The following is a 23,126-nucleotide window of genomic DNA, read 5'->3' as shown; positions in this document are numbered from 1 at the left end:
CTCTCTTCGAGAAGGAGCTTCGCAATGTCGCATGCCCCGCATTCCGGTGAGTCCGCAGGCAGCCTGTGGAACCACGACCTCGCACCCACGCTGCCGAGCCAGCGCACCTGGACCTGGTACCACTTCGCCGCCCTGTGGATAGGCATGGTGATGTGCATCCCGGCCTACACGCTGGCCGCCAGCATGATTACGAACGGGATGTCGTGGTCGCAGGCGGTGATGACGGTGTTCCTGGGCAATCTCATCGTGCTGATTCCCATGCTGCTCATCGGCCATGCCGGGGCCAGGTACGGCATTCCTTTCGCTGTGCTGGCCCGTGCCTCGTTCGGCACCCACGGCGCCAAGCTGCCGGCCATGCTGCGGGCCCTGGTGGCCTGTGGCTGGTACGGCATCCAGACCTGGTTCGGCGGCATGATGATCTACACCCTGCTGGGCGTGCTGCTGGGCCATCCGCTGGAAGGCGAGAAGATCGCTGGCCTGGGCATCAATGTGGGGCAGCTGGTGTGCTTTCTGGTGTTCTGGGCGATCCAGTTCTACTTCGTGGTGCATGGCATCGAGTCCATCCGCAAGCTGGAGACCTGGACAGCGCCACTCAAGATCCTGATCTGCTTCGTGCTGCTGGGATGGGTCTACCAGAAGGCCGGCGGCTTCGGCCCCATCATGGAGCAGCCTTCGCAGTACGCGCCGGGCGGCCCCAAGGCGGGCCAGTTCATGTCGGTGTTCTGGCCGTCGCTGACAGCCATGGTGGGCTTCTGGGCCACGCTGGCCTTGAACATTCCGGACTTCACGCGCTTTGCCAAGTCGCAGAAGGACCAGGTGGTGGGCCAGGCCATCGGCCTGCCCGTGCCCATGGGGCTGCTGGCCATGCTGGCGGTGGTGGTGACATCGGGCACCGTGGTGATCTACGGCAAGGCCCTGTGGGACCCCGTGGATGTCGCCAGCCGCATGACGGGCGCGGCCGTGCTGATCGCGCTGATCGTGCTGCTGATCGACACCGTGAGCGTGAACCTGGCGGCCAACCTGGTCGGGCCGGCCTATGACTTCTCCGCCCTGGCGCCCAGGAAGATCAGCTACCGCGTGGGCGGCTACATGACGGTGGCCATTGCCATCGTGATGATGCCCTGGAAGATCCTGGAATCGACCGAGGGCTACATCTTCACCTGGCTGATCGGCTACTCGGCCCTGCTGGGGCCGATCGCGGGCATTCTGATGGTGGACTACTTCCTGGTGCGCAAAAAGCAGCTGGTGGTGGAAGACCTGTACAGGGAAGAGGGCGTCTACCGCTACTCCAACGGCTGGAACTGGGTGGCCGTGGCCGCCTTCGCCCTGGGCGTGGCGCCCAACCTGCCCGGCTTCCTGCACGCAGCGTTCCCCGCTGCATTTCCGAACGTGGGTGATTTCTTCAAGCATGCCTATGACTACGCATGGTTCATCGGCCTGTTCATTGCCGGCGTGGTCTACCGCATCGGCATGGCGGGCCAGGTGACCAAGGGCGCACCCGCGCTGAGCAAGGCATAGGCCGGACCAACCAACAGGAGGCATGACGCTATGGGTCAATCACAGGGTTCGGTATGGGTGCGTGGCGGCACGGTGGTGAATGCAGACCGGCAGGAGAAGGCCGACGTGCTGTGCGTGGATGGGGCGATTGCGGCCGTGGGGCCGGATGTGGCGGCCCTGGTGCCGGCCGGGGCGCAGGTGATCGATGCCTCTGGGCAGTTCGTCATGCCCGGCGGCATCGATCCGCACACCCACATGCAACTGCCCTTCATGGGCACGGTCACGGCCGATGACTTCTACACCGGCACGGCGGCGGCGCTGGCCGGCGGCACCACCAGCATCATCGATTTCGTCATTCCCGATCCGCAGGAGCCGCTGCTGGACGCCTACCGCAAATGGCGCGGCTGGGCCGAGAAGGCTGCGGCGGACTACTCCTTCCATGTGGCCGTCACCTGGTGGAGCGACAGCGTCCATGCCGACATGGGCACGCTGGTGCGCGAGGAGGGCATCAACAGCTTCAAGCACTTCATGGCCTACAAGAACGCCATCATGTGCGACGACGAAACCCTGGTGAACAGCTTCAAGCGCGCGCTGGAGCTGGGCGCCATGCCCACGGTGCATGCCGAAAACGGCGAGCTGGTCTACCTGCTGCAGCAGGAAGTGGCCAAGATGGGCATCACCGGGCCCGAGGGCCACCCGCTGGCCCGCCCGCCCATGGTGGAGGCCGAGGCGGCCAACCGCGCCATCGCCATCGCCGGCGTGCTGGGTGTCCCCATCTACGTGGTGCACGTCAGCTGCACCGAGGCGGCGCAGGCCATTGCCGCGGCCCGTGCGCGTGGCCAGCGTGTGTATGGCGAAGTGCTGGCCGGCCATCTGGTGATCGACGAAAGCGTGTACCGCGACCCCGACTTCGCCAAGGCGGCCGCCCACGTGATGAGCCCGCCCTTCCGCGCCAAGGGCCACCAGGAGGCCTTGTGGCAGGGCCTGCAGTCGGGCCAGCTGCACACCACGGCCACCGACCATTGCACCTTCTGTGCCGCGCAGAAAGCCATGGGCCGGGACAACTTCGCCAAGATCCCCAACGGCACCGGCGGCGTGGAGGAGCGCCTGGCCGTGATCTGGGATGCGGGCGTGAACACCGGCCGGCTGACGCCCAGCGAATTCGTGGCCATCACCTCGGCCAACACGGCCAAGCTTTTCAACATCTATCCGCGCAAGGGCCTGGTCGGCGTGGGCGCCGATGCCGATCTGGTCGTCTGGGACCCTGCCGCCACGCACACCCTGTCGGTCAGGACCCAGCATTCCAAGGGCGACTACAACATCTTCGAGGGGCGCACCGTGCAAGGCATGCCCAGCCACACCATCAGCCAGGGCGTGGTGGCCTATGCGCAGGGCGATCTGCGTGCCGAGAAAGGCAAGGGGCGCTATATCAAGCGCCCTGCCTTCGGCCCCAACTTCGACGCGGTGCAGCGCCGCGCCGCCACGCTGCAGCCCACGGCCGTGGCGCGCTGAAGCCCGCATGACAAGGAGACCGCAATGGATACAGATACCCAAGTGAAGCAGGACATCGCGCAGCTGCGCGTCAACGGAAGCCGGCTGTGGGATTCACTCATGGAGCTGGCGCAGATCGGCGCCACGCCCAAGGGCGGCGTCTGCCGCCTGACGCTGACCGACCTGGACCGCCAGGGCCGTGATCTGGTGACCCGCTGGGCGCGCGAGGCGGGCATGACGGTGACCATCGACAAGATCGGCAACGGCTTCATGCGCCGGCCCGGGCGCGACAACAGCCTGCCGCCCATCATGACGGGCAGCCACATCGACACCCAGCCCACGGGCGGCAAGTTCGACGGCAACTACGGCGTGCTGGCGGGGCTGGAGGTGGTGCGCACGCTCAACGACCACGGCATCGAGACCGAAGCGCCCATCGAGGTGGCCTTCTGGACGAACGAGGAAGGCTCGCGCTTCGTGCCGGTGATGATGGGCTCGGGCGTGTTCGCCAAGGCCTTCACGCTGGAGCATGCCTATGCGGCCACCGACTCCGAAGGCAAGACCGTCAAGGGCGAGCTCGAGCGCATCGGCTATGTGGGCAGCCAGGAACCGGGAGACCACCCGATCGGCGCCTACTTCGAATCCCATATCGAGCAGGGCCCGGTGCTGGAGGACAACGCCAGGACCATTGGCGTGGTCACCGGCGTGCTGGGCATCCGCTGGTACGACTGCGTGGTCACGGGCATGGAGGCCCATGCCGGCCCCACGCCCATGGCATTGCGCAAGGATGCGCTGCAGGCCGCCGCGCAGCTCATGCAGGAAGTGGTGGCCTGCGCCCACCGCCATCCGCCCCACGGGCGCGGCACGGTGGGCATGGTGCAGGTCCATCCCAACAGCCGCAACGTGATTCCGGGGCAGGTCAAATTCAGCATCGACCTGCGCAACGCCACCGATGCCGACTGCGAAGCCATGGACGCCGACATCCGCGCCGTGGCCGACCGCATCAGCCGGGAGACGGGCCTGCCCATAGCGATCAACCTGGTGTCCAGCTACCCCGCCCAACCCTTCCATGCCGACTGCGTGGATGCGGTGGCGCGCGCCGCCAAGGCCCTGGGCTACTCGCACATGCCCGTCGTCTCGGGCGCCGGGCATGATGCGGTCTACATGGCGCGGCTGGCACCGGCCGGCATGGTGTTCATTCCCTGCAAGGACGGTATCAGCCACAACGAGATCGAGGACGCCACGCCGGCCGACATCACCGCAGGCTGCAATGTGCTGATGCACGCCATGCTGGAACGCGCCAGGGTGGCGGGTTGATCCAAAAAACTGCGCAACTTGCCCGGAAGCCCTGTTTTGCACTGCTATACTTGCAGCTTCAACAAACGACAGGCGCGTAGCTCAGCTGGTTAGAGCACCACCTTGACATGGTGGGGGTCGTTGGTTCGAGTCCAATCGCGCCTACCAAACACAGCAGTCTCACCAGGGGCTGCAAAAAAGAAATCCCGCTTCAAGCGGGATTTTTTTTGCCCCAACGGTTGCATGGCGGCCATTTGCCGTGTCGCATGCGTTGATCCCCATCAGGGTTACTGCTGCGCCGGGTGCTGCAGGTGCTGCCTAGAATCTGTTGCAGTGCAATAGCCGATTGCCCGCACGAGCCGGTGCAAGCAGGCGCAAACAGGTACAGCAGGTACAAGAGGAGAAGCATTGCAATGCAAGAGACGACAACAGCCGCCGCCCCCAGCGCCCAGCGCGTGATCAAGAAATACCCCAACCGCCGTCTCTACGACACCAACACGTCCTCCTACATCACGCTGACGGAAGTCAAGCAGCTCGTGATGGGCAACGAGCCCGTGGTGGTCAAGGACGCCAAGACGGGCGAAGACCTCACGCGCAGCATCCTGCTGCAGATCATTCTGGAAGAAGAGGCGGGCGGCGCCCCCATGTTCTCCGAGACCGTGCTGGCCAACATCATCCGTTTCTACGGCCACGCCATGCAGGGCTACATGGGCTCCTACCTGGAAAAGAACGTGCAGATGTTCACCGACTTCCAGAACAAGCTGGCCGAGCAGGCCCAGGGCACCTCGCCCGAGGCCTGGAGCCAGTTCATGCGCATGCAGCCGCCCGCCATGCAGAACATGATGAGCAGCTACATGGAGCAGTCGCAGAACATGTTCGCCCAGATGCAGGAGCAGATGCAAAAGCAGACCGAGCAGATGCTGGGCGCGCTCGGGATCAAGCGCAATAGCTGAGCTTGCAGGGATAAGTTCGGGGGCGGTTTACCAAGTTCGCGCAGAACTGGGACAATATCGCCCCTATGACCCCCACGAGCGACGCAACAACCATGACAACCCCTGCCGGCGCGGCCGCTCCGCGCGTGGGCTTCGTCTCCCTCGGGTGCCCCAAGGTTACTCTATTTATCCGCTAAATTCTGTGCTGGTGAGCGTCGCCAGCCTTGGGGCTCATACGCTATTAGTGTTTGCCATCGCCGCAGAGATTGAATTGTTGCCCTAGGTGGCCAATGAAGGAGAGTTGATTGACCAAACCACTTTTGTCCAATGAGCAGCTTGATGTCGGGTATCAACGATTCCTTGAGCATGATCATCAGGCACGTACCCGAGTTGAGAGCATGACGCAGGAAGTTGCGGATCACTTGGGAACGACTCTGGATGAAGTTCGTCGTATCGAAATCCATCGGGCCATCAGTGACAGGGCATCCGCGTTGGGTGTGGATGAATTTGAGTACCTGCTGGGATTTGCTGTGCCGGATGCTGTTGAACGCGGCAAGATCCTGCAGGCTCAGAGAGACTCTATTTCGGATGCTCTGGGCCTTTGACGGCTAAATGATCAGATCAGTGGATGCTCAGAACTTAAAAAGCCCGCCAGGGTAACCGGGCGGGCTTTTTGTTGGGGTGGTGTAGCGTCTACTCGGGAGCATCGGCTGCACCTGGCTGGATGGGCTTGCTCAGGATGCGCAGGAAACCTTTGCCCTGCAGGAAATTGCGGTAGCAGTTCACCGCGACGGCTTGGGCCTCGCGCGCCACATCCTTGCCGGCGGCGATGACTTGGCCATCCTCGGTGATGATGGCGAGGCGCCCGGGCTTGCCGTTGATGCTGACGCTCAGGCCCTCATGGCTCACGGCACTGATTTGCACGCCATTTATGGCTCCTGTGGGTTGGGTGCCGATCATGCGATTGCATCCTTTCTGCTGTTGCGGTAGGGCCTCGTAATGCCCAGATCGGTATCTGCCTGCAGCACTTCTCGGCCGCTGCTCTGGGCGCGGGTGATGACCCTGCGCTTGATCTCATCCAGCTCGGCCGATGTCAGCTGCTGCAGCTGGTAGACGTGCAGATCGATGGCGACGGCCAGGGCGTCCAGCTCGTAGAAGTGGACGGCGCTCGGGCGCCAGGTGCCGGCGCCGCCACTCCTGGCGAAATAGGCTTCGCATGCCGCCCGGGCTGAGTCGATGTGCTCGGCCAGGCCGCGCACGATTCCGCCATGCTCGATCTCCTGGGCGATCAGCATAGTGGTGTGCATGACGGTGGCTTGCAGCTCGGTAGCCGTGCCGGCGCGGATCTGTGCGAAGCACTTGCGCACGGGGTCGATGATCGTTGCCACCTCGGCGGTCGTCAGGTGCGTGCCGTGCCGGTTGATGGCCTGCAGCGGGTTGCCCTTGGGCCAGCGGCTGCGGAAGGGTTTGCGACTGCTGCTCATGACAAGTCGGCTCCAAAGACTGGATGCATGCCCGTGCGATGCGGCGCGCTGGGCATCTGGGCCAGCTGCGTTTGCAGCAGTCGGCGGTTGATGTGCGTGCTCATGGGCAGGATCACATTAGGGTCAGGGATTGCGCTGGGGCTGATCGTCCGGTTGATCTCCGTCACGGCCGAGAACACATGGCCGCAGTCCGTGTTGCGGCACTGGAAGATGGTTTCGCGGCTGGTCCTGGTCAGCTGCTGGCTGGTGCGGGTGTATGCGAACTCGTTGCAGTGGGGGCACATCATGCGCATGGTTGGCTCCCCTTGGTTGCTGCCTGGGCTGCGGCGATAGATTCCCGCATAGCGTCCGACAGCAGGCCGTCCACGGGCAGTTCGTTCTCTTCGCCATCAGGGTCTATCAGTACCACGCCGCCATAGCCGTTCTCCAGGTCGATGCGGATCGACCAACCTTCGGGCAGATCCTCGCAAGCGCGGTAGACCTCACTGCTCAGGGCGGAATCGAGTTCCTTGAGTGCATCTACAGCGGGGACGGCAGGTGCCTGGGATGCTGCTGCCAGTGGCCCATGGATCAGCTCCCACAGCGTGCGGCGCTTGCGCTCCTCGTCGGCAAATTCTTCGGCCGTCATGGCCGAGCGTTCGCCCTCTTGGGCATGGAGCCGCTGGGCTGCCTCAATAACGTAGTGCTCAGGCACGCCCACGCCAAAGCTGCCACCTCCAACGCGGGCAGGCTTCGTCAGCAGGGCGGCAGGAGCTGTCCCGGCGCGAGCGTTCTGGCCCTCGGCCACGCGCACCATCGCGGCCCAGGCCTCTGGCAGTTCGGCCGATGGGCAGCCAATGAACGGCCGCAGCAGAGCATCATTGGGCTCGCGGGGAATGTTGATGGTGCTCATGCCAGGCTCTCCAGTTCTTCGGTGCCAAAAATTGCGGTCTTTGCGATGGTCCCGGGCTTGCCGGCAAATTCGATTTCCCAGCCGTCTGGACGGGCGCCAAGCACCTTGCCCTCGCGCCACAGGAATTCCGCTTGCTGGGCTGTCATGCCTGCGCGAAGCACACGCACGCGCTTGCCCACGATGGGGTCTGCCGTGTACGGCTCCAGTTCCTCGGGCTCGAAGCCTGCGCGCTGGCCTACGCCGGCGCCGAATTCCACGATCAACGACAGATGGCCAGGGCGCACTACGCCCACGCGGCCGCACTCTTTGCGGGGGCGTCCGGTTGGTCCCTTGAGGCCAGCCTTGACGCGCACCAGGTCGCCGCTGTGAAACTCGGGCGCCTGGCTGGTGGCTGCTTTATCTGCTGCCCCGGTGCCGGCGCCCGCACTGTCCTGGCCATCGTCAGCGTGGGCAGTCTGCGCGGGCGCAGACTGCTGCACGTCAGGGGGCACGGCATGGTCAACTTCGGCGGCTGCGGAGGAGGGCGGCAGGCCCTGCGCAGCGTCAGTTGCGACTGGGCCTGCGTCGTCGCACAGTGCGGCGGCAGCCGCACCTTGAATGGGTGCCTGCGCGTCAGCGACAGGCGCCCCCTCGTTGCCTTGCGCGGCTGCAGCCGCGCCTGATTCTTGGAGCGCGGCCGCGATAGCGGCCGAGGCTTCGGCGGCAGTCGTCTTCGGCTCGGCGCTTGCACGCGCAGCGGGGGATTTTTTGGCTTTGCCCTTCGCGCGACTCTCGCCAGCGCGCGCAGCGGGGTTCAGGGGTAGATCGCCCTTCGGGTCTGCAGGTTCGGAGGGCTTCGCGGCTGCTTTTGCCTGGGCATTGGCTGCACGCAGGTTCGCCTTGGTTTCCGCCTTCACGGCCTCGATGTCCACCCCGCAGGCTTCGGCCATGGTCATGAGATTTGGGTTTTGCGGGGCCTCGGGGTTGTGCTCCCAGTACCACGGCGAATAGGCCGAGTCGCGCAGGGCCAGCACCAGGCCGGCAACGGCAATTGGTGACGCTGATCCGGCGACCAGGTCGCGCATGGCATCCTTGGGCGCAACCTTGCCCAGTTCCAGCATCTTGCACAGCTCTTTCGCGTCGTCGCCGTTGAGCGTGTTGACTATGCTCCTTGCGGCAATCTGCTGGCTTGCGATCAACAGCGCAGCGGTGGGATTCTTGCTCTGGACTGCGATCCGGCGGACTATCTCCCGCCGCCATGCGCGTTCGTATTCCTCCACAGCAGCCTTCTTTTCCGCCTGTGCATCGGCTTTGGCCTGGCTCTCGTTTGCCTCCTGCTGCTTCTGATGGGCCTCGGCCTTGCCTGCGATCTTGAGCAATTCCGCTGCCTGCTCTTTCGTGACAACGGCAATCAACTCCTTCTTGTCGTGCGGGTTGATGATCATCGTGGGCTTGATGCCCGAGGTGTCGAGTGCTTTGTGCACCAGCTTGCGCAGGGTCTTGCCGTTGACGGGGCTGTCATAGGCGTTGTCCAGACGCAGATAGCCTTTGACGGTGCCGCCGTATGCGTGCGGAATCAACTCCTTTGCGGCGCGGCCGTCGATGACCTCCAGGCCCTGATCCACGGCCTTTTGGCGCACCTGGGCCGTGTGAGCCTCTTCTTTTTCGTGATAGCAAGGCGGATTTGTGCAGACGTCTGCACTGTCCACATCCGCATACGCTTCGGGGTTGGCGCCGGTTCGGTAGCTGCAAGTGGTGCAGGCTCCGGCACGCGCACACAGTTGTGCGTCGTTGCGGTCAAACGGGGCGCGATCAAGGCGCAGCATGAATTCACGTTGCACCATCGCCTGGGCTGCGCGTGCTGTGTATGGCTGACCATATTCGGCGTGGCGCTTGATTTCTTCCAGGGCCTTCGTTTGCAACGATTCGACGGGGATACGCGCGACCGTCTGCGCGATTGACCAGTCCATCGTGCCGGTGCGAACCATTTCGCGGCCCATCTCGCACAGATCCAAGATCTTGAGCACGTTGAACACATAGGTCCTGCTCTTGCCCACGTCCTCGGCAATCTTTTCGGCCGTGGTCTCGCCGAGGTCCAATAGTTCGCGGTAGCCCTCGGCCTCCTCCAGCTTCGTGATGTCGGCCCGCTGCAGGTTCTCGATCACGGCCGCGCGCAGTGCGTCGGCGTCGGACATCGGGCGAATCATCGCGGGAATCTCTGCCAGGCCGGCCAGTTGGCTGGCGCGCCACCGGCGCTCACCGGCGATCAGCTCATACTGTGCGCGCTCGCGCTTTTCGGCCTTGGCCCACGCCTGCTCATCGGCAATGCGCGAATCGGGCAGCGGACGCAGCAGGATGGGCTGATGCACGCCCGTGGCCTTGATGCTGTCCGCCAGTTCCTGCAGCTTGGCCTGGTCGAAGTGCTTGCGCGGGTTGCGCAGGCTGCGTGCAATGCTCTGCAGGGGCACATGCAGCATCAGGGCGCCCGCGCCGGGTGTGGGCAGGGCGGCTGTCGGGTTTTCGTTCGCGTTGGTCATGCTGCAAGGCCCTCCTGCTGTCCTTTGATGCCGCAGGCGCGGCGGGCCGCGTTGCGCACCTCGGCGCTGACGCAGTGCGCGAAGCCCTCGGGGTTGAATAGTTCGCGCACCAGGTCAACGCAGGCGGCTGTGTCGGGATCGACTTTTGCGGTGTCGAAGAGCACGCGACGGCAAGACGGTTGCTTGGCGCCTTGCTGGACCAGTTCCAGCGCTGCGGCCTCCTGGGGAGTCAGGGGTGCGCCGGGGCGGGGCGCCTGCAGGTTGGTTTCAATCTGGACTTCGCCAGGGCCGACGAGGGAAACAGCGATCACGATGGGATTAGCCATGAACGGCCTCCAGGAGTTGCAGTTGGGATTGATCAGGAGCGGCTTCGCGCAGCGGCTGGATGGCCTGGCAGTGGCCGAGCGTTGTGCGGATCTGATGGATGGGCGCAGTGACGGACACACGCATGCCGCGCTTGAGCGTCTTTGCGTATTGCTGGGCTTGCGGCCGCAGGTTGGGCGGATACACCAGCTCGGCTTTGACGGGCAGTTGGCCGGGGCCGTCGCTATCAAAGATGGCGACAAGCACGGGCATCGGGGTGCTGTCCACGCCCTGGGGCAGCGTGCGCACCTCGACGTCTTGCACCAGGGTGCCGGTGATCTGGATCAGAGCCATGGCGTGCCCCCGAACTTGATCACGATGAGGGCGCCAAACAGGGCCAGCACCAGCCAGCGCATCACAGTGCGGCGGACGCGGCGCGGCAGGTATGGGCCTTCCATCTGGATGGGCGGGCGGCTCATCGTGCGGCCCTCGCGCTGATGGGGTGGCTGTGGCCGAAGAGGGCCATTGCGCGGGCGATGGCATCAGCGGCGCCGGTCGCGCGGATGGTGTGGCGCGTGCGGCCGCAGGTGACGGTGTAGAGGGTCATCACTCACCCCTTGCATCGGCGGTCAGCTCGATACCTGCCAGGCCTGGAATGCACATCAGCACGTCGATGAGGTGGCTGTCCGGTGGCGGGATATCCAGAGCCATGTATGCGGCGCCTGCTGCTCTGAGGATGCCCTGCTGCACTCGGGCGTTTGCAGCCTTGCACATGGCATCCAGGTTGAGTGAAGGGCGGCGCTCCGGACTGTCAGCGCGCAGGGAGAGTGCTACCACGTCTCGCCAGAAATCCTTGCTTCTTGAGCTGTCGTGACCGAGGGCAACGCACGAAGCCTGCGTGCAGACGTATGCACTGTTCGGGTTGAGCCGCGTGGGGGCTGAAGGAGTGTTTCGCATGCCATTCCTAGATCCGACCCACCTCCACTTGGGCCATTCCGTTCATGGAATCCCTCCGGAGGACTGAGGGTTCCTTGCTCCGAATTTGGAGCGGTCGGACGGGATCGTATCTAATACGGAATGAGAAATCAACCGAATTCGGAATGAAAGTGCGCTACAGGTTGCGTCGTTTTACCAGGATGCTGTTAATATATACAGTAGTTCACCAAGGGGACACTATGGATCTGGGGGCTGAAGTCAAGGCAGGGGAGTGCCGTTTAGGTGGTGCTGTGCTGTACCACGTCCGCTGCGACGGAGTGTCCTGTCTGTCCGTTATTGGTGCTTGCGATGCGCTGGAGGTCCGAGGATTGGTGGACCTTTGGGCGGCTACAGCCCCGCTTGAGATGCGTGATTCGCAGTGCTCTGGCGTGGTGTTAAATTTTTCGCGACTGCGTCTGAGTTCCTCGCCTGTGGGCGAGGATTTTCTGGGGAAACGTATCCCCGTTGCGGGGCTCGTTTGCTCTGCAGACGGCGTGGCCGCGCTGAGGGCCCACGCGATCACGCAGGTTCATGCAGGCCTGCTCAGAGGGGTGTTTGTTTCGTCGGATCTTGCGACGCAATGGGTGCGGGAGCGCGCTCTGGCATTGAGTCTGCACCGCCGTTCGCGAGTAGCATTAACTGGGAAGCCAGCATGAATGCCCGTTCTTGCTGATCTCCCGCTGGTAACCCATCCAGCTGGCGTGCCAAATCCATGGCCAGCGGACTCGCAGCTCCTGAGAAGTTGGCACTCTTGCCTAAATCAGGGTGGAGTAACTGCCAGGGTTCGACGCCGAACACAGTCGCCAGTTGGTCGAGTACATCTATCCCCACAGACGTTTCCATCGCTTTGATTCGGCTTGCTGTTGCCGGGCTTAGCTTCGCCTCTCGCGCGAGTCTGTTGAGGTTCTCGCCTCCGAACTGTTGATGCATCAGCGTCGTCAGGTTCCCCCATAGGACTGGCTTGCTGTTGTGTGCGGGCATGTGGCGTTCGGACTCCAGTGTGGACTCCAACGAGCCTATCTTTGATTTCGTATCTTTTGCGGTATGTTTTGTTGACACGATGCATTCCGTATTAGGTATGATTGGCGGATGGCTATCTCCATCCCAAGTTCTGATGACGTGCGCACTCTGCTGCTGAAGCTCAGGCAGCGGGATCTTCGTGACGTGTTTGAGCAGACCGGCGTCCCTGTGCCGACGCTGGTGAAGATTCGGCAGGGAACCACGCGCAATCCGGGCATTGAGACCGTGCGCAGCATCTACAGAGCGCCTGCGCTTCAGTGCCACATCACTGGCGCGGCGGAGGGCGAGGGGGCTGCCAATGCCTAGCTTTTCCCCCTACTCCAGCAATCCGGCGACGTCGCCCCGGATTCGTCTCCTTCCCCGACAAGGTGCTGCATGCGCGGGCAGGTGCATGCGGCTTGCGTTGCTGGCTGGAGTGGGTCTTTCTTTTCGTCATGCCCGCAGTGTCTTCGGCACGGTTTGCGGGCGCCATCCTGAAATTTCCACGATTCAAGGGGACCGGCCATGACTCGCCGCTACTCCGCTGCCGACTGGCGCGACATCCTCTACAACACGATCCGCCGCGCCAGTGGTGGCGTGACGGCAGCGGCCACTTTCCTGACGGACCGCCGCGAAAAGTCCATTCATCCCGAGGATCTCCGGCGCCGCCTGCGAGGCACGGACGGCGAGTCGCTGAGCACTGAGATGCTTGAGCTGCTCTCGGAGTGGCTTGTCGATCAGCGTGACCCTGATGCCCTGCGCTGGCTTCAAGCCTTCAATGGCCGCTTCGGGATGGCTGCTGCCCACCTTCCTCCGCCGCCCGATGGTGGCTGGCCCTGCGAGGCTGCAGCGATCCGCGAAAAGCTCCTGCAGATCACTGCCAAAAACGGGACGCTGGCGACGATTGGGATGAACGCGACGGCAGACGGTTTGATTGATGGCCGCGAGTGCGACGAGCTGGAGGCGCAGTGCATGCAGACCATCGAGCTGCTGTGGCGCCTGCGCCGCAATGCCCGGCGCGCTGCTGGTCGGTCGGAGGACTTCACATGAGGCCGGCGGGAGAGATTCGCCAGGCGCTGGCCCTGGCATGCGAGCAGTTGGCGACGCCTGGCAGTGGTTGCACCTTGCGGGAACTGGCTGATGCGGCGCGCGTGGGCGTGGATGCCTGCAGGCGTGCCGTAGACAACATGCGGCGCGCCGGCGTACTGGTCAAGGTGGGCGAGCGACGGGTGAGCTACCGCAATCGGCCAGTGGCCCTGTATGCGCCCGTGGCCCATAGGCCAGCAGCGAATGACTCTGATGGTTGTGTGGACCTGGCGCAAGCGCTGCGGGCCTGGGGGTAGTCAATGGCGATGAACAAGCTGCCGGTGGTTGGGACGCCGGCTTGTGTGGTTTTGCGCGCGCAAGGGGGTGTCTATGCAGGATCGTGAGGATCTTCCCCCCATCAAATTTGCGGATCTGGCCGATGCGTTGCTCAAGGGGGCTGATCGTCTTGTGCCGGCCTGGCTGCCAGGGGGCGAGATTGTTGGCCATGAGTACAAGTGCGCCAGCCTGGCCGGGGGCAAGGGCGGCAGTTGCAGCATCAACCTCAACACGGGGATGTGGGGCGATTTCCAGTCTGGCGAAAGCGGCCGCGATTTGCTGGATCTGTACGCGCAGATCCACGGGCTGGGCCTTGCCAAGGCCGCAATCCAGGTAGCGCAAGAAGAGGGGCTTGAGGATGTCGCCGGACTTGTGAAATATGGATCACGCGCAGGAAAGTCTGCGTCTGTTCCCAATCCGCGCCCGCAGCCTGAGCAGTCGCCCAAGCGCGAGCGAGAGTCGGAGTGGAGCACGCTGCAGCCCGTGCCGGACTATGCGCCTGCACCTACGTTCACGCACTATCACCGCACGGCCAGCGATCTTGTCCACACGGCAGAGTACCGCCTGGGCGGCGACTTGCATGGCTACGTGGCGCGCTTCCTGACAAGCGACGGCGGCAAGGACACGCTGCCTTACACGTTCTGCCTGTCTGCCAAGGACGGGGCCAGCAAATGGCATTGGCGCCAGTGGGATGAGCCGCGCCCGCTGTACCTGCCATCGCATCGCCTGCCCGAGGGCCGGACTGTGATCCTGGTCGAAGGGGAAATCAAGGGCGAGGTGTTGCAGCGGTTGCTGGATTCCATCTCGCCAGGTATCTACTGCGTTGCCTCATGGCCCGGTGGCTCCAAGGCCTGGAAGCGGGCGGATTGGAGCTGGCTCGCTGGCAGTACGGTGCTGCTGTGGCCTGACTGCGATGCCAAGCATGTGCCGCTGACCCCAGCCGAGCGAAAGTCTGTCAAGGGCGACGACGAGGCCCGGGAGGCCCTGGAATCCAGCAAGTCGCTGCTCCCCGAACCCAAGCAGCCAGGCATGGCCGCGATGCTGGGCATTGGCAAGCTGCTGCGCGATACGCACGGCTGCACGGTGAGCATGTTGCCCATCCCCAAGCCCGGTGATGTCAAAGATGGATGGGATGCGCGAGATGCCATTGAGGCCGATGGCTGGGATGGGGAGACCGTCCTGCAATTCTTCGGCCAGGCGCAGCCTTTCATAGAGGCCGCGACTAGCGAGCCCGGCGAACCTGCTGCCCCAGTCCGCAGCGCTAAAGCCCCCGTTGGCACGGGCGGCGGTGGTGATGCGCCACCAGGCGGCGGCACCGGCTTCGATGAGCCGCTGGATGATGATGGCCCGATGGTCCGCATCGGCAGCAAGATGGTCCCCGAATGGATGTCGTACTACTACGACGCCGAGAAATCCCGATGGAACGTTTCGCGCAAACTGGTGATTGCCTGCCTTGAGCGGCTGCCAGAACTGCGCGATGTGCTGGGCTATGACGAGCTGCGCAATACGGTGCAATGCCGCAAGGCGTGGCCGTGGCCCTACGCCCGGGCAGGCGAGGTGCGCAATGCTGATGCCTTGCTGCTGGGCAAATGGCTGACCGACACCTACGGACTGCCCAGCATCAGCAAGGCGGCACTTGATGAGGGTTTGCTGACCGTTGCGAGCACGCGCCGGTTTCACCCTATCCGCGAGTATCTGGCGGGGCTGACTTGGGATGGCAAGCCTCGGCTGAGCAAGTGGCTGATTCACGCCTTGGGCGAGACGCCCGATACGCTGCGGCCGGCAATGTTCGAGTACCTGGGACTTGTAAGCAAGTATTGGGTGCTGGGCATGGTCTATCGGGTGATGGAGCCGGGATGCAAGTACGACTATTGCCCCGTGCTGGAAGGTGCCGGCGGACTGCGGAAATCGACCCTCGTCGAGGTGCTGGCCAGCAGCGAGTTCTACAGCGATACCGCTTTCGAGGTGGGGCGCGGCAAGGAGGCGCAAGAGCAGGTGCAGGGCATCTGGGTCTATGAGATCGCCGAACTGTCGCACTTCAGCAAAGCCGAGGTGGGCGCGATCAAGGCCTTCATCTCCGCGAAGGTGGACCGCTACCGGGTGGCCTATGGAACCACGGTGGAAAGCTTTCCCCGGCAGTGCGTTCTGGTGGGCACCACCAACGAGGACACCTATCTGCGAGACCGCACCGGCAATCGCCGCTTCTGGCCTGTGCCCGTGCGTCATCGCATCAATACGGATTGGGTTGCCGAAAAGCGCGAGCAACTGCTGGCCGAGGCCTTCGCGCTGTACCTGCAGGGCGAAGCCTACATTCCTTCGCCCGAGCAGGAGGAGCGGTTGTTCAAGCCGATGCAGGACAGCCGCTTGGTAGAGACGGCGGTTGAAAGCGAACTGCTGCATGTGCTGACTCGGCCGTCACAGTCGGCAGGTATCGGCGCATTGGTCAACCATGCGACGGATTTCGTGACCATGTCCCAACTGGTGCAGGCCCTTGCAGTGGATGCCGCCAAGGCGCCGCCCGGCCTGCAAACACAGATCACGGGCTGGCTCAAGCATGAGGGCTGGGAGCGCGTGAAAAAGCAGGTCCATGGCGTGCGTGCCTGGGGCTTTGCGCGGCCGCGCAACTGGCCGCCAGAGGATCGCCCCAGCGGTCTGGACACGCCCGCGCCAGCTGATGAGTCAGCTCCTGCGGCGCCCGTTGTGCCCGCTGTCTACCGGGCTGCTCCTGTGCCCCCTGCGCCTGCTTCTGAGCCGGCGCCCTGGGATGTCGATGAGCCGTTCTGATCTTCAACCCTTTTCGATGTGGGCAGCGCTTGAAACGCGCCGCACCGCATGCGCTGCTGGAGGCGTGATTCGCTGCAGCGTGCCCAGTGCTGGGCCGGTGGTCGCTATGCGGCCCCGATGCGGAGCGGTGGCGGGGATGGCTTGCCCTTCGCCAATGACCTGAGTGTCCAAGTGTCCAGGGTGTCCAAGGTTTTGCTATGGACACCATCGGCCACCACTTCCCCATTTCCTGGGGTTGCAGCCGCTGCATTGTCTGTGCGGTTGGGCGGGTGGCCGGGCTTGTGCAGCGGCGGGCGGGCACAGGCTGGCGAGCAGGGGCGCGGGCGCGCTCGCGCGGATTCGGGCGGTTACCCGTTATCTCTATAGGTTGGGATGGACAGTATGGACACTCGGACACAAGCAGGATCAGCAGGGCCGGCAAGCAAGTCGGATGGGCAGCAGTGGACGGCAGAGGACAGGCGCCGCATCGAGCGGGGCCAGCAGATCATCAAGAGCAACATGCCCGGGGTCTACGGGCATATCTGCAAGGCCGCAGCGGCTGACAAAAGGGTCTGGGGTTTGGTGCGAATGGGGCTGGCAGGCCGCCCCAATTGCTTCTGGGCCATGGAGGGACAGCAGTTGGCAGGCACGCCCTTCGTCGCATGGGCGAGCCTGGACGCTCCGGCAAAGCTGTTGCAGCAGATGGCCCGGCCTGCATTCGTCTGCCTGCTCGGCCCACTGCCGCAGGAGGCCTGACCATGGCGCGCATCGAGCGAATCAAACAGCGGCTGGACAACTGGGCCTTGTGGCGTGCGCGACGTGATGGGCACGGCCTCGGCTTCCCATCGCAGAACATGCTCGCGGCCTGGATGGCGAGTGCCGAGCAGCGGCCCAAGCTGCGGGAGTCGGTCATACCCGTGCTGCACCTTGAGGCCGAGGAAACGGACAAGGCTGTCCAGTCCCTCAAGCCCAGCAAGCCGCATCTGCATCAGACCCTTGAGCTGATCTACCTGCGAGACCTGGGAGTGCAGGGCACAGCGAGGCGGATCGGCCGGGCGCCCTCTACTGTGCATGCTCAACTGGAGGCAGCAGACCGGGCCATTGATGAATGGCTGGTGGCAATGGTGCAGGAGCGGGAGCGCAAGCTGGCCCAGCTCTGGGCAGTCAAACCGCGCCCGGATAGTTTTACGTCATAGAGAGTCCTGGTACATTTCAGGCAACTTGTGGAAGGTGTCCCAACCCACTGACTGCAGGCAACCCGAACCCCGCCAAGTGCAAGCTTGGTGGGGTTTTCTTTTGCCCCCTCGGAGCATCTATGACAGCGGACAAGCGCAGGGCGATCAGCCGCAGGGACCACGACGAGCGGCGTGGTTCTGCAGCGTCTCGCGGGTATGGCAGCACTTGGCGTGCATGCCGTGACCAGTTCCTGCGCGACAACCCGCTGTGTGCGGACCATCTCAAGCGTGGCGAGTCGATCCCGGCGCAGGTTGTGGACCACATCATTGCGCCGCGCCTCGGCGAGGCCAAGCAGTCGGGCGATCCCGAGCGCATCGCTGCCGCGCAGCGCTTGTTTTGGAGTCGGTCGAATTGGCAGCCGCTGTGCAAGCTCTGCCACGACTCCGACAAGCAGCGGCTGGAGAAGTCCGGGCGCATCGCAGGCTGCGCGCCTGATGGCCGCCCGCTGGACCCGCGCCACCCGTGGAACCGTCCACGCACCGGCTCCGAGGGGGAGGGGGGGTGAAATTGTTCTACCCCTTTTGGCCCTAGACCGACCTGTTCTCTCCGTTCGCAAAATGGGCGGGGAAAAAGGGAGGGGGGGTATCGATAACAGGAGGATCTATGGCGGGAAATGCCAACTCCGGGCGAAGTGCTCGCCCCTCTTTCCTGGCGCTGGCCGGTGGGACCGCGAGCGGAAAAAAAGCCGCTGAGCTGCTGCGCGAGCAGGAAGAAAACACGGTTGCCGCGTGCGCCCCTGAGATGCCCGATGTGCTCACGCCCGAAGCGCGTGAAGAGTGGGCGCGCGTGTTGCCCGATCTGCTGACCCTGGGATGGGTGCACCGCATCGACGGCATGGCCTTGGCTTCCTACTGCGAGGCCGTGGCCGACTGGAAGCGCTTTCGCCGCCTCATCGTGGAAAAGAACACAGCGCAGGCCGAGGCCGGCGACGTGCAGACCTACGCGACGGGCGCCAAGCAGATAAGCGTCTGGCGCCAGTTGGCGAACGATGCAGAAAAACGCGCGAACGCCGCTGGCGCGGCGTTTGGAATGTCGCCCCTGGCCCGGCGAAGCATGAAAGCACAAGGTACACCGCAAGGGGAGCTGTTCGGCAATGACGAAAAGGACGCAGTCGAACGCTACTTCAGCAGGTGACTGCCGCGTGCGCAAGTACGCCCGGCGCGTGCTGCAGGGGCGAATCATCGCGGGGCCGCTGGTGCGTGCGGCGTGCAAGCGCCATCTGCAGGACCTCAAGGCCGGCCACAAGCGCGGGCTGATCTGGGACCAGGGCGCGGCAGACCGTGCCATTGGTTTTTTTGAGGATGTCCTCAAACTCAACGGCGGCCAGTTCGAGGGCAAGCCCTTCGTGCTGGCGCCCTGGCAGGCTTTCATCGTGGGCAGCCTTTACGGCTGGTACATGGCCGATGGATACCGGCGCTTTCGCGTGGTCTACATTGAGACAGGCAAGGGCTCGGGCAAAAGCCCGCTGGTCGCAGGCATCGGACTCTATGGCCTGACGGCGGACAAGGAGCAGCGCGCTGAAATCTACGCTGCCGCGACGAAAAAGGACCAGGCGCAGATCCTGTTCCGCGATGCGGTGGCCATGGTCAACCAGTCGCCGGCCCTGGCCTCGCGCCTGGTGCAGTCGGGCCGCGACGAAAAGGTGTGGAACCTGTTCTACGCCGAGACCAACAGCTTTTTCAAGACCATCGCTGCCGATGAGGGGCAGTCGGGTCCGCGTCCGCATGTCGGGCTGATCGATGAGGTGCATGAGCACAAGACGGCCACCGTGGTGGACATGATGATCGCCGGCACCAAGAACCGGCTGCGCGCGATGGTGATCATGATCACCAACAGCGGCAGCGACAAGAACACGCCCTGCGGCCAGTACCACGACTACGGTGCAGACGTGTGCACCGGCAAGGCAGAGGACGACCGTTTCTTCGGGTTCATCTGCTCGCTGGACAAGGGGGACGATCCGACCAGGGACGAACGCTGCTGGCCCAAGGTCAACCCGTCGCTGCGGTTTCGCCTGCCGGGCCAGCGCGAGGGCATCCCGGGCTATCAGTACCTGCGGGCACAGGTGCAGAGCGCGCGCGGCATGCCGGCCAAGCTGGCGAAGGTGCTGCGGCTGAATTTCTGCAAATGGACGCAGGCCGAGTCGCCGTGGCTCGACTGGGATATCTGGGAAGAGGCGCGCGAGACCGTGCCCATGCGCTTGCTGCGCGGCCGACGCGCCGTGGCGGGTCTGGACTTGTCCAGCACCACCGACCTGACGGCCTTTGTGATTCTGTTTTACCCAACCGCAGAGGACCCGTTCTGGCGGCTGATGGCCTATTTCTGGATACCGGATCACGCGCTGGACGAGCGGGAGAAACGCGACAAGGTGCCCTACCAGCAATGGATCGATGAGGGGTGGCTTGAAACCACGCCGGGCCGCGCCGTGAGCCGGCTCTTCGTGCTGCGCCGCCTGGTGCAGATCTGCGAAGCCTTCGAGATCCAGAAGATCGCCTATGACCGTTGGCGCATCGAGGATCTGATGCAGCTGATGGCCGACAACGGCATCACGCTGCCCGAGCTGGTGGGCTTCGGCCAGGGCTATCAATCCATGGGGCCGGCGGTCGATGAATTCGAGCGCCGGCTGCTGGGCATGGTGCCGGCAGAAGGGGATGAGGTCGACGAGATGGCCGAGGCCCTGGAAGTCATCGAGCGGCTGCGTCACGACGGTAATCCGGTCCTGACCTGGAACGCGGCCAATGCAGTCGTGACACATGACCCATCCAATAACCGCAAGGTCGATAAGTCCAAGTCTGTCGGCCGGATTGACGGTGTGGTGGGCGCTGTGATGGCCGTGGGAGTCAGCGGCAAGGGCTCGCAAATCAGCGGCCCATCGATCTACGAGGAAGAAGGGATAGGTATATGAGCTACAGGATTTTGTCGGCGGTGTGCGGCCTGGTCGGCTTCGGGCTGGTGGTCGCGGGCATCGCCCTGATGCATATCCCCTCGGCCCTGTGCTTCGCTGGGCTTTGCCTGCTTGGCTACGGCTGGCTGCTGGACAAAGTGGCGGCGGTTGTGAAGCGCCGGGAAGAGAACGCTTCGCGGCGCATGCAGCCTCCACCATCCGCACCATAAAGGATCACCATGTTTTTTTCTGATGTCCTGGCCAGCAGCGCGGATGGCACCCTGGTCAACAGCTCGGGCAGCTTCTGGCAGGGGCTGCTGGGCGCAGCCGGCAGCAGCAGCGCAGGGGTACGGGTCACGCCCGAATCTGCACTCGCCCTGCCCATCCTGCAAAACTGCGTCACGCTGCTGGCCGAGAGCCTGGCGTCCTGCCCTGCCGAGTTGTACGAGCGCACGGAGGACGGCGGCCGCAAGTCGGCCACCAGCCATCCAGCCTATGACGTGCTGCGCTTCGCCCCGAACGAAATGCAGACGCCCTATGACCGCATCGAGCTGTCGCAGATGAACGCAGGCCTGCGGGGCAACAGCTACAGCTTTATCGAGCGGCGCGATGATGGCAACGTCATGGCCCTGTGGCCGCTGGATACGGCCAAGGTGACCGTGCTCAAGGGGCCGGACATGCTGCCCTATTACCGGGTAGCCGGTATCCCTGACCCGCTGCCCATGCGCCTTGTGCACCATGTGCGCTGGGCCTCGCTCAATGGTTATACGGGCCTGTCCCCAGTGCAATTGCATGCGGAGTCCGTGGGCCTGGCGCAGGCGATCCGGCAGTACACGGGCAAGTCCTTTGCCAACGGTGCCACGGTCTCCGGTGTCATCGAGCGGCCCAAGGAAGCGGCGGCGATCAAGGACCAGAAAAGCATTGATCGCATCGTGGACCAGTGGGGCAACAAGTTCGGCGGTATCGACAACGCCAAAAAGGTCGCGCTGCTGCAGGAGGGCATGACCTTCAAGCCCGTTTCCATGAACAACGTGGATGCGGACGTGGCGGCCATTCTCAAACTGTCGGGCGTGGATGTGGCGCGCATCTACAAGGTTCCCTTGCCCATGGTCAATGACCTGGAAAAGGCCAACTACAACACGATCGAGCAGCTGCTCATCCAGTTCGTGGCCTTCTGCCTGCTGGCCTGGGCCAAGCGGCACGAGCAGGCCATGACGCGGGATCTGATCCTGCCGCAGGACCGGCGCCGCTACTACGTCGAATTCAACCTGTCCGGCCTGCTGCGCGGCGACCAGAAAAGCCGGTATGAGGCCTATGCCATCGGCCGGCAGTGGGGCTGGCTGTCGGTCAACGACATCCGTCGGCTGGAGAACATGCCGCCCGTCGCCGGTGGTGACATCTACCTGCAGCCGCTGAACATGACGGCCATGGGCAAGGGCCAGCCCGGTGCGTTGGGTGCACCAGGCAGCGAACAGGAAAAAGCAACCCGCATCGCGCTGGAAAGCGAGATGCGCAACGTAGAAAAGGCACTGGAGCAATGAAACGCCATCTCCTGCTGACCAACATGCTGTTCAATCAGCCGCTGCTGGCGACCCCCGAACTGCTGGACCTGGGTGTGCGCTGGGCCAATCAGTCCCTGCAGCTCAACATCATCAACATCGGTGCAGCGGCGCCGGCAGTGGCAACGCCGCGCGCCGACTATGGCGACGATGATGAGGGCGGCCCGCCGATGCGCAGCGGCGACAGCCGCGAGCGCACCGGCGTTGCCGTGGTGCCCGTGCATGGCATCCTTGTGAGCCGCAACGCCCACATGGACATGTGCGAGCGCATGACCAGCTATGAGCAGCTGCGCCGCGACATCAGCGCGGCCGTCGATGATCCTGCCGTCAAGCGCATCGTGCTGGACGTGGACAGCAACGGCGGCCATGCCGTCGGCGCCTTCGAGGTCGCGGCCGACATCCGCGAGATGTCCCAAGCCAAGCCCATCACGGCCATCGTCAACCACAACGCATACAGCGCCGCCTACCTGATCGCCAGTGCATGCACAGAGGTGGTACTGAGCCGCACCAGCGGCACGGGCAGCATCGGGGTGATCGCCTCGCACTACGACACATCCAAGCGCGAAGAGCAGATGGGCATCAAAGTCACCACGGTGTTTGCCGGTGCGCACAAAAACGATCTCACATCGCATGAGCCGCTGTCCGAGCAGTCGCTGCAGACGCTGCAGGATCTGGTCAACGAGTCCTATCAGCTGTTCACCCAGGACGTGGCCACCTATCGGGGCATGTCCGTGCAGGCCGTGATCGACACGCAGGCGAGGCTGTATCGCGGCCAGCGCGCCATCGATGCCGGCCTGGCAGACCGCATGGGCACGGCCCAGCAGGCCCTGGACGGCCTGGTGCGCGATGTTGCCGCCACGCGCCGGAACTCCTCATCCCTCGCACTGCGCGCCAAGGCGGCCGCTGTGCAGGCCACCCTCTGACCGCGTTCGCGGCAGTCCCG

The 23,126-nt window shown here is 64.0% G+C and carries 26 protein-coding genes and 1 tRNA gene; 17 read left to right on the top strand and 10 right to left on the bottom strand.

What is annotated here, in order from left to right; translation table 11 throughout:
- The first annotated feature begins 24 nt into the window (after positions 1-24).
- The 6 genes from PO605_RS08760 to PO605_RS08735 all read left to right on the top strand — a co-directional run bounded on the left by PO605_RS08760 (position 25) and on the right by PO605_RS08735 (position 5,818).
- Complete coding sequence (locus tag PO605_RS08760; RefSeq protein ID WP_016445279.1) at positions 25-1,518, top strand: NCS1 family nucleobase:cation symporter-1; 1,494 nt, start codon at positions 25-27, stop codon at positions 1,516-1,518.
- Between the two features lie 30 nt (positions 1,519-1,548).
- Positions 1,549-3,009, top strand: coding sequence for a dihydropyrimidinase (gene hydA, locus PO605_RS08755; protein ID WP_272206296.1), 1,461 nt, complete (start codon positions 1,549-1,551; stop codon positions 3,007-3,009).
- A 24-nt stretch (positions 3,010-3,033) separates the two neighbouring features.
- Positions 3,034-4,302 carry a Zn-dependent hydrolase gene (locus PO605_RS08750; protein ID WP_047468812.1) on the top strand — a complete coding sequence of 423 codons (1,269 nt, stop codon included), beginning with the start codon at positions 3,034-3,036 and terminating at the stop codon, positions 4,300-4,302.
- A 70-nt stretch (positions 4,303-4,372) separates the two neighbouring features.
- Positions 4,373-4,449: transfer RNA gene (locus tag PO605_RS08745), tRNA-Val, on the top strand.
- Positions 4,450-4,694: 245 nt separating this feature from the next.
- Positions 4,695-5,234 carry a polyhydroxyalkanoate synthesis repressor PhaR gene (phaR, locus tag PO605_RS08740; RefSeq protein ID WP_016445296.1) on the top strand — a complete coding sequence of 180 codons (540 nt, stop codon included), beginning with the start codon at positions 4,695-4,697 and terminating at the stop codon, positions 5,232-5,234.
- 284 nt (positions 5,235-5,518) lie between these two features.
- A complete protein-coding gene (locus tag PO605_RS08735; protein WP_272206295.1) occupies positions 5,519-5,818 on the top strand; it encodes a DUF6388 family protein in 300 nt (99 codons plus the stop codon).
- Positions 5,819-5,906: 88 nt separating this feature from the next.
- Here the strand turns inward: PO605_RS08735 and PO605_RS08730 are convergent, their stop codons facing one another.
- From PO605_RS08730 to PO605_RS08685, 10 genes are all read right to left on the bottom strand, one after another.
- Positions 5,907-6,173 carry a hypothetical protein gene (locus tag PO605_RS08730; RefSeq protein WP_046988310.1) on the bottom strand — a complete coding sequence of 89 codons (267 nt, stop codon included), beginning with the start codon at positions 6,171-6,173 and terminating at the stop codon, positions 5,907-5,909.
- Positions 6,170-6,697, bottom strand: a complete 528-nt coding sequence (locus tag PO605_RS08725; protein ID WP_046988309.1) for a hypothetical protein — start codon at positions 6,695-6,697, stop codon at positions 6,170-6,172. The genes PO605_RS08730 and PO605_RS08725 overlap by 4 nt, the downstream gene beginning before the upstream one ends.
- Complete coding sequence (locus PO605_RS08720; protein ID WP_046988308.1) at positions 6,694-6,990, bottom strand: ogr/Delta-like zinc finger family protein; 297 nt, start codon at positions 6,988-6,990, stop codon at positions 6,694-6,696. Before PO605_RS08720 ends, PO605_RS08725 begins: the two co-directional genes overlap by 4 nt.
- On the bottom strand, positions 6,981-7,589 hold the full coding sequence (locus PO605_RS08715) for a hypothetical protein (RefSeq protein WP_272206294.1): 609 nt from the start codon (positions 7,587-7,589) through the stop codon (positions 6,981-6,983). The genes PO605_RS08720 and PO605_RS08715 overlap by 10 nt, the downstream gene beginning before the upstream one ends.
- Entirely contained in the window at positions 7,586-10,105 is a 2,520-nt protein-coding gene (locus tag PO605_RS08710; RefSeq protein ID WP_272206293.1) for a ParB/RepB/Spo0J family partition protein, read from the bottom strand. Before PO605_RS08710 ends, PO605_RS08715 begins: the two co-directional genes overlap by 4 nt.
- On the bottom strand, positions 10,102-10,431 hold the full coding sequence (locus tag PO605_RS08705; RefSeq protein ID WP_046988306.1) for a hypothetical protein: 330 nt from the start codon (positions 10,429-10,431) through the stop codon (positions 10,102-10,104). Before PO605_RS08705 ends, PO605_RS08710 begins: the two co-directional genes overlap by 4 nt.
- The gene (locus PO605_RS08700) at positions 10,424-10,762 is read right to left on the bottom strand and encodes a hypothetical protein (protein WP_272206292.1); all 339 of its coding nucleotides are present in this window, start codon (positions 10,760-10,762) and stop codon (positions 10,424-10,426) included. Before PO605_RS08700 ends, PO605_RS08705 begins: the two co-directional genes overlap by 8 nt.
- Entirely contained in the window at positions 10,753-10,887 is a 135-nt protein-coding gene (locus PO605_RS08695; protein WP_272206291.1) for a hypothetical protein, read from the bottom strand. Before PO605_RS08695 ends, PO605_RS08700 begins: the two co-directional genes overlap by 10 nt.
- Positions 10,884-11,015 carry a hypothetical protein gene (locus tag PO605_RS08690; RefSeq protein ID WP_272206290.1) on the bottom strand — a complete coding sequence of 44 codons (132 nt, stop codon included), beginning with the start codon at positions 11,013-11,015 and terminating at the stop codon, positions 10,884-10,886. Before PO605_RS08690 ends, PO605_RS08695 begins: the two co-directional genes overlap by 4 nt.
- A 911-nt stretch (positions 11,016-11,926) precedes the next feature.
- Positions 11,927-12,442, bottom strand: a complete 516-nt coding sequence (locus tag PO605_RS08685) for a helix-turn-helix domain-containing protein (protein ID WP_272206289.1) — start codon at positions 12,440-12,442, stop codon at positions 11,927-11,929.
- A 30-nt stretch (positions 12,443-12,472) separates the two neighbouring features.
- On the opposite strand from PO605_RS08685, the gene PO605_RS08680 reads away from it, so the two are divergent.
- From PO605_RS08680 to PO605_RS08630, 11 genes are all read left to right on the top strand, one after another.
- The gene (locus PO605_RS08680) at positions 12,473-12,709 is read left to right on the top strand and encodes a hypothetical protein (RefSeq protein ID WP_046988305.1); all 237 of its coding nucleotides are present in this window, start codon (positions 12,473-12,475) and stop codon (positions 12,707-12,709) included.
- Between the two features lie 198 nt (positions 12,710-12,907).
- Complete coding sequence (locus PO605_RS08675; protein ID WP_046988304.1) at positions 12,908-13,432, top strand: hypothetical protein; 525 nt, start codon at positions 12,908-12,910, stop codon at positions 13,430-13,432.
- A gap of 366 nt (positions 13,433-13,798) precedes the next feature.
- The gene (locus tag PO605_RS08670) at positions 13,799-16,528 is read left to right on the top strand and encodes a VapE domain-containing protein (RefSeq protein WP_046988303.1); all 2,730 of its coding nucleotides are present in this window, start codon (positions 13,799-13,801) and stop codon (positions 16,526-16,528) included.
- A 498-nt stretch (positions 16,529-17,026) separates the two neighbouring features.
- Entirely contained in the window at positions 17,027-17,263 is a 237-nt protein-coding gene (locus PO605_RS08665; protein ID WP_046988315.1) for a hypothetical protein, read from the top strand.
- Positions 17,264-17,265: 2 nt separating this feature from the next.
- On the top strand, positions 17,266-17,703 hold the full coding sequence (locus tag PO605_RS08660) for a hypothetical protein (protein ID WP_034368378.1): 438 nt from the start codon (positions 17,266-17,268) through the stop codon (positions 17,701-17,703).
- A gap of 119 nt (positions 17,704-17,822) precedes the next feature.
- A complete protein-coding gene (locus PO605_RS08655) occupies positions 17,823-18,248 on the top strand; it encodes an HNH endonuclease (protein WP_034368381.1) in 426 nt (141 codons plus the stop codon).
- A gap of 98 nt (positions 18,249-18,346) precedes the next feature.
- A complete protein-coding gene (locus PO605_RS08650; RefSeq protein ID WP_034368384.1) occupies positions 18,347-18,877 on the top strand; it encodes a P27 family phage terminase small subunit in 531 nt (176 codons plus the stop codon).
- A gap of 7 nt (positions 18,878-18,884) precedes the next feature.
- Positions 18,885-20,645: a terminase large subunit gene (locus PO605_RS08645; RefSeq protein ID WP_272206288.1), complete on the top strand. Its 1,761-nt coding sequence runs from the start codon at positions 18,885-18,887 to the stop codon at positions 20,643-20,645.
- On the top strand, positions 20,642-20,854 hold the full coding sequence (locus PO605_RS08640) for a hypothetical protein (protein ID WP_034368385.1): 213 nt from the start codon (positions 20,642-20,644) through the stop codon (positions 20,852-20,854). The genes PO605_RS08645 and PO605_RS08640 overlap by 4 nt, the downstream gene beginning before the upstream one ends.
- Positions 20,855-20,863: 9 nt before the next feature.
- A complete protein-coding gene (locus tag PO605_RS08635) occupies positions 20,864-22,165 on the top strand; it encodes a phage portal protein (RefSeq protein ID WP_272206287.1) in 1,302 nt (433 codons plus the stop codon).
- A complete protein-coding gene (locus tag PO605_RS08630) occupies positions 22,162-23,106 on the top strand; it encodes a S49 family peptidase (protein ID WP_034368389.1) in 945 nt (314 codons plus the stop codon). The genes PO605_RS08635 and PO605_RS08630 overlap by 4 nt, the downstream gene beginning before the upstream one ends.
- The last annotated feature ends 20 nt before the right edge of the window (positions 23,107-23,126 follow it).

The sequence above is a fragment of the Delftia sp. DT-2 genome, from assembly GCF_028401915.1.
In the GTDB taxonomy this organism is placed as follows: Bacteria; Pseudomonadota; Gammaproteobacteria; order Burkholderiales; family Burkholderiaceae_C; genus Comamonas; species Comamonas tsuruhatensis.
Note: the sequence above shows the minus strand (reverse complement) of the source record. Positions and strands in the feature narration are given on the sequence as shown.